This window comes from Stenotrophomonas sp. P5_A8 (genome assembly GCF_056400545.1).
The window spans coordinates 1-5,680 of sequence record NZ_JBFULB010000245.1; the positions used below are offsets into that span (position 1 = coordinate 1).

Here is a 5,680-nt window from a genome sequence, read left to right on the forward strand (position 1 = left end):
GCCTCTTCCTGCTGCTTGGCCAGGCGCAGCTTCTGCTCGGCCTGTTCCTGGCGCTTGCGCTCGGTCAGGTCGATCTGTTCCTGGCGGCGCTTGGCTTCCTGTTCCTGCTTGGCCTTTTCGGCGGCGATCGACAACGCGCTCACCGCGTCCTGGTCGACCGTGTCGGGCTGGGCCACGCGCTCCTGGGCCTGTTGCTGCTGCGGCGTGGGCGCATCCTGCGGACGCGGCTCCTCGATCGGCTGCGGCGGCGGCACGGTGTCTTCGGGAATCGGCTCGGGCGGCGGGACGGGCTCAGGCAGGTCCGGCAGCTTTTCCGAGGCACGCAGCGCCTGGCGCGCAGCGGCCGCCTCGGAGGCGGACAACTGCATGCTGGCCTCGATCGCCGGGTCGCCGGCGGCGGCCTCGGTGGTGCGCTGCGGCGACCACAGCCACGCGCCGATGAACACCAGCGCGAGCAGCAGGTGCACCAGCAGCGCGAGGACGATCGGCAGCCCCCACTCGTTCTGCGCTTGGCGCTGCGGTGGCAGGGCTTCAGCGTGCATCGGTCGCCAGGCCCACCTTTTCGACGTTGGCGCGCTTGATCACGTCCATTGCCGCGATCACCTTTTCATACGACACAGCCTTGTCGGCGGCGACGATCACGCGCAGGTTCTTGTCCTGCGCGGCCAGCGCGCCCAGCTGCGCCTGCAGCTGGCCGGCGTCCATCAAGGCCGGTTCCTTGGCCTCGGGCACCTTCAGGCTGAGCTGCCCGTCCAGGCGCACCGACACGATGACCGGGTCCTGCTTGCTTTCCAGGGCCTTGGCCTGGGAGTTGGGCAGGTCGACATCGAAGCTCAGCGTGAGCAGCGGCGCGGTGACCATGAAGATGATCAGCAGCACCAGCATAACGTCGATGTACGGCACGACGTTGATTTCGGATTTGAGCTTGCGGCGCTTGCGGCGGCCGAGGGCAGCAGTCATGGCAGGGTCCTTGTGCTGGGGCGCTTACTCGTCGCCCGCGCTCTGGCGCTGCAGAATCGAGCTGAACTCTTCTGCGAAGGTTTCAAAACGGACCGACATGCGCTCCACGCGGGTGGTGAAGCGGTTGTAGGCCCACACGGCCGGGATCGCCACGAACAGGCCGATGGCGGTGGCGAACAGGGCTTCGGAGATGCCCGGCGCGACCGAGGCGATGCCAGCCTGTTCACCGCTGTTGATCATGTCGTGCATGGTCACCATGATGCCGAACACGGTACCGACCAGACCCACGTAGGGCGCGGTGGAGCCGATGTTGGCCAGCAGTTCCAGGCTGCGTTCCATCTGGTCCACTTCACGGGTGTAAGTGGTGCGCATGGCGCGCTGGGCGCCTTCAAGCTGGGCACGACMGTCCAGCCGGCGCTTGTCGCGCAGGCGGGTGAATTCGCGGAAGCCGGCTTCGAAGATCGCCTCCAGGCCGCCCACCTTGCGGTTGCGGTCGGTGGCCGAGCTGTACAGCTTGCCCAGGTCCGCACCGGACCAGAAGCGGCTTTCGAACTCGTCGGCCTCGCGGTTGGCGGCGTTGAACACGCGCGCCTTGCGGAAGATGATCACCCAGCTGATGARCGACCCGGCCAGCAGCAGCAGCACGATGATCTTCACCGGCAGGCTGGCCTTGATCATCAGGTCCAGGTAATTGATGCCACCGCCATGCGCGGCCTGCGCGACAGTCTGCGCCGCGGCGCTGGTGACTTCCTGCGGCAGCGCTTCGGTCACCGTGGCCTGCAGGGCCAGGAGCATTGCGATCATCCGTTGTTCCTCACTGTGCGGATACTTGAAGTTCGTAGGGTTTCAACGCGGCGAGGAGAGCATCGTCCATGCCACGTGGTTTGAAAGTGGAGGCATCCAATGCCGCGATCCTGACCTGGGCAGTCAGCAGCGTTTCATCGCCGCGACACACGCGCTGGTCGAACACCATGCTGGCGCGCTTGCACTGCACCAGCGTGGCGGTCACGTCCAGCGCATCGTCCAGCCGCGCCGGCTTGAGAAAATCCAGGGTCATCGCGCGGACCGCGAACACCATGCCGTGGTCGGTACGCGTACGCTCCTGGCCAAAGCCCAGCGCCCGCATCCATTCGGTTCGTGCGCGTTCCATGAAGGCCACATAGCGCGCGTGGTAGACCACCCCGCCAGCGTCGGTATCTTCCCAGTAGATGCGTGTCGGCCAACTGAACCGGGGATCAACCGCCATCGATGCTCTCCGCGAACAGGTCCGCCGGCGGGTTCTTCGGCTTGAGCCCCATGTGCCGGTACGCCTTGTGCGTGCACATGCGGCCGCGCGCGGTGCGGATCAGGAAGCCCTGCTGGATCAGGTAGGGCTCGACCACGTCTTCCAGCGTGCCCCGCTCTTCGGACAGCGCCGCGGCCAGCGATTCGATCCCCACCGGACCACCATCAAAGTAGTCGACCATGGTCCGCAGCATGCGCCGGTCCAGCTCGTCGAAGCCTTCCGGGTCCACCTTGAGCATCTGCATGGCCGCCTGCGCCACGTCCTGGTCGATATGCCCGGCGGCCTTGACCTGGGCGTAGTCGCGGACCCGGCGCAGCAGCCGGTTGGCGATACGCGGGGTGCCGCGTGAGCGCCGCGCGATCTCGGCCGCGCCGTCGGCGGTGCAGTCGATGTTGAGGATCGCCGCCGAGCGCCGCACGATCTTGGTCAGCTCTTCGGGGGTGTAGAACTCCAGCCGGTGCACGATACCGAAACGGTCGCGCAGCGGCGCGGTCAGCAGTCCGGCACGGGTGGTGGCCCCGATCAGGGTGAACGGCGGCAGGTCGATCTTGATCGAGCGGGCTGCAGGGCCGTCGCCGATCATGATGTCGATCTGGAAGTCCTCCATCGCCGGGTACAGCACTTCTTCCACCACCGGCGACAGGCGGTGGATTTCGTCGATGAACAGCACATCGTGCGGCTGCAGGTTGGTCAGCAGCGCGGCCAGGTCGCCGGCCTTTTCGATCACCGGCCCGGACGTCACACGCAGGGCCACGCCCAGCTCGTTGGCGATCACATGGCTCAAGGTGGTCTTGCCCAGCCCCGGCGGTCCGAAGATCAGCACGTGGTCGAGCGCGTCGCCACGGGCCTTGGTCGCCTCGATATAGATCGACAGCTGCTCGCGCACCGGCGCCTGGCCCAGGTAATCGGCCATGCGCTTGGGGCGGATGCTGGCGTCGGTGCCCTCGTCTTCCCGGGTGGCGCCGGCACCGATGATGCGGTCGTCTGTCATTCGGCAATTATGCGGCAAAAGGAGCGCAATCCGCGCCCCGGTAGTGCCGGCCGCTGGCCGGCTCCACGCGTAGCGCCGGGCTCTGCCCGGCAACAGCCAAGGCAGCAGCCGACGTACTGGGAGACGGCGGAGTGGGTCCGGCTGCGGGAGACGCTGCAAGTACGTCCCTGTAAGCTCGGTCGCCGCATCCATGYGGCTCACGCCCCCGCAACCGGACCCACCCCGCCTTCGCCAACACGCCGTGCGCCGCCAGGCAAGCAAAGCCGTGACATCTTTCTCCACCGCTCGCGCCAACCGTCTGGAGGAGAGCCCCCTTGGTGTTCAAGGGGGCGCGCCGAAGGCGGGGGGATAAGGTGGAATGCGCGGAACGCCGGCGCCAACGGCGACTGCGTTTCAAGGGGGCGCGCCGAAGGCGCGGGGATCAGGTGGAATGCGCCCGGGTCCCAAGGTTTGCGAAGCAAACCTTGGGCCGCAGGTGGCGATCTGACGGAGTCAGATCTCCACCTGCGCCCCCAGCTCTACCAGCCGGTTGCCCGGAATCCGGAAGAAGCCGGTCGCCGGGGCCGCGTTCCGGTGCATCAGCGCGAACAGCTTGTCGCGCCAGATCGGCATGCCGCGATTGGCCGTGGCCACGATCGTCTCGCGGCTGGCGAAGAAGGTCGTGTCCATCGGGTCGAAGTAGATCCCGCCGTGGTCGCACGAGCGCATCAGCGCCAGCGGCACGTCCGGGGTCTCCATGAAGCCGAAGCGCACGTAGATCCGGTAGAACTCATCGCCCACCGACTCGATCTTCAGGCGCTGGCCCTCTGGCGCATACGGCACCGGCAGGGTCACCACGTGCAGGAACACATTGCGCTCGTGCAGCACCTTGTTGTGCTTGAGGTTGTGCATCAGCGCATGCGGGGCCACGGTCGGGTCGGCGGTCAGGAACACCGCCGTGCCCGGCACGCGTACCGGCGGGGCCAGCATCAGCCCGGGCAGGAAGGTATCGATGCGGATACCGTCCTTGCGGATCTCATCGCGCAGCAGTTCGCGGCCCCGCCGCCAGGTGCGCATCATCGTGAACAGCACGATGCCCAGCACCACCGGGAACCACGCGCCCTGCAGCAGCTTGGCGCCGTTGGCGATCACAAAGCCCAGGTCGATGATGAAGAAGATCACGCACAGCGGAATGATCCAGTACCGCGAGGTCGGCCACAGCGCGCGCGCCACCAGCGCCAGCAGCAGGGTATCGATGAGCATGGTCGCCGACACCGAGATGCCGTAGGCCACGGCCAGGTTGGACGAGCTGCGGAAGGCCAGCACCAGCCCGATCACCATCACCGCGATGCCCCAGTTGATGCCCGGGATGTAGATCTGGCCGATGGTGTCGTGGGAGGTGTGGGTAATGCGCATGCGCGGGATGTAGCCCAGCTGCATGGCCTGGCGCGACACCGAGAACGCCCCGGTGATCACCGACTGCGAGGCGATCACCGCGGCCATGGTGGCCAGGATGATCATCGGGTACAGCGCCCAGTCCGGCACCGCCTCGAAGAACGGGTTCTTCACCGCTTCGGGATTGTTGAGCACCAGCGCGCCCTGCCCCAGGTAATTCAGCACCAGGCACGGCAGCACGAAGAAGTACCAGGCGTGGCGGATCGGCTTGGCCCCGAAGTGGCCCATGTCCGCGTACAGCGCCTCGCCACCGGTCACGGCCAGCACCACTGCACCGAGGATGAAGATGCCGTGCCAGCCATGTTCCATGAAGAAGCGCAGCGCCCACATCGGGTTGAACGCCTTGAGCACCTCGGGCGCATCGACGATGTTCCAGATGCCGATGGCGGCCAGCGAAATGAACCAGATCGAGGTGATCGGCCCGAACAGCTTGCCGATCTTCTCGGTGCCAAAGCGCTGTACGGCAAAGACCGCCAGCAGCACCACCACGGTGATCGGCACGATGAACGCATGCAGGCCCGGCGCGGCTACCTCCAGGCCCTCGACCGCACCCAGCACCGAAATGGCCGGGGTGATCACCCCGTCTCCGAAGAACAGCGAGGCGCCGAAGATGCCCAGGATGCCCACCACGTAGGCCGAGCGCGAGCCGTTGCGCAGGGTGCGCTGGGTGAGCGCCATCAAGGCCATGATGCCGCCTTCGCCCTCGTTGTCGGCGCGCATGATGATGGTGACGTACTTGAGCGTGACCACGATGTTCAGCGCCCAGAACGCCAGCGACAGCACGCCCAGCACGGTGTCGTGGTCGCTGCTGAGGCCGTAATGCGGGGAGAAGGCCTCCTTCAGCGTGTACAGCGGGCTGGTGCCGATGTCGCCGAACACCACGCCGATGGCGCCGATGATCAGCGCCATGCCGCCGGCCGCGGGCGCGTGGCCGTGCGCGGCGTGGCCGCTGTCGTGCTGGGTGGGAGAGGTGGACATGAGGCTCCGGGCGGACGCGGTCGGTATCAGGA

General features: G+C 66.8%; 5 protein-coding genes and 1 pseudogene. All 6 read right to left on the bottom strand.

The features are described from left to right. Window positions 1-542, bottom strand: a pseudogene (locus AC1DQP_RS15265) (cell envelope integrity protein TolA); the annotation flags it as partial. Further along, a complete protein-coding gene (gene tolR, locus AC1DQP_RS15270; protein ID WP_312239337.1) occupies window positions 532-960 on the bottom strand; it encodes a protein TolR in 429 nt (142 codons plus the stop codon). The gene tolR and the pseudogene AC1DQP_RS15265, both read right to left, overlap by 11 nt. Before the next feature lie 24 nt (window positions 961-984). Continuing rightward, complete coding sequence (tolQ, locus tag AC1DQP_RS15275) at window positions 985-1,764, bottom strand: protein TolQ (protein ID WP_478051933.1); 780 nt, start codon at window positions 1,762-1,764, stop codon at window positions 985-987. Between the two features lie 10 nt (window positions 1,765-1,774). After that, entirely contained in the window at window positions 1,775-2,206 is a 432-nt protein-coding gene (gene ybgC, locus AC1DQP_RS15280; RefSeq protein WP_256775473.1) for a tol-pal system-associated acyl-CoA thioesterase, read from the bottom strand. Then, the gene (ruvB, locus tag AC1DQP_RS15285) at window positions 2,196-3,236 is read right to left on the bottom strand and encodes a Holliday junction branch migration DNA helicase RuvB (RefSeq protein WP_256775474.1); all 1,041 of its coding nucleotides are present in this window, start codon (window positions 3,234-3,236) and stop codon (window positions 2,196-2,198) included. Before ruvB ends, ybgC begins: the two co-directional genes overlap by 11 nt. Before the next feature lie 492 nt (window positions 3,237-3,728). Continuing rightward, window positions 3,729-5,648 carry a potassium transporter Kup gene (locus tag AC1DQP_RS15290; RefSeq protein ID WP_457319943.1) on the bottom strand — a complete coding sequence of 640 codons (1,920 nt, stop codon included), beginning with the start codon at window positions 5,646-5,648 and terminating at the stop codon, window positions 3,729-3,731. Window positions 5,649-5,680: the final 32 nt, after the last annotated feature.

What these genes read in the sequence shown, in the direction of transcription:
- tolR (WP_312239337.1), bottom strand. Translation starts at nt 960, where the DNA reads ATGACTGCTGCCCTCGGCCGCCGCAAGCGCCGCAAGCTCAAATCCGAA.
- ybgC (WP_256775473.1), bottom strand. Translation starts at nt 2,206, where the DNA reads ATGGCGGTTGATCCCCGGTTCAGTTGGCCGACACGCATCTACTGGGAA.
- ruvB (WP_256775474.1), bottom strand. Translation starts at nt 3,236, where the DNA reads ATGACAGACGACCGCATCATCGGTGCCGGCGCCACCCGGGAAGACGAG.
- AC1DQP_RS15290 (WP_457319943.1), bottom strand. Translation starts at nt 5,648, where the DNA reads ATGTCCACCTCTCCCACCCAGCACGACAGCGGCCACGCCGCGCACGGC.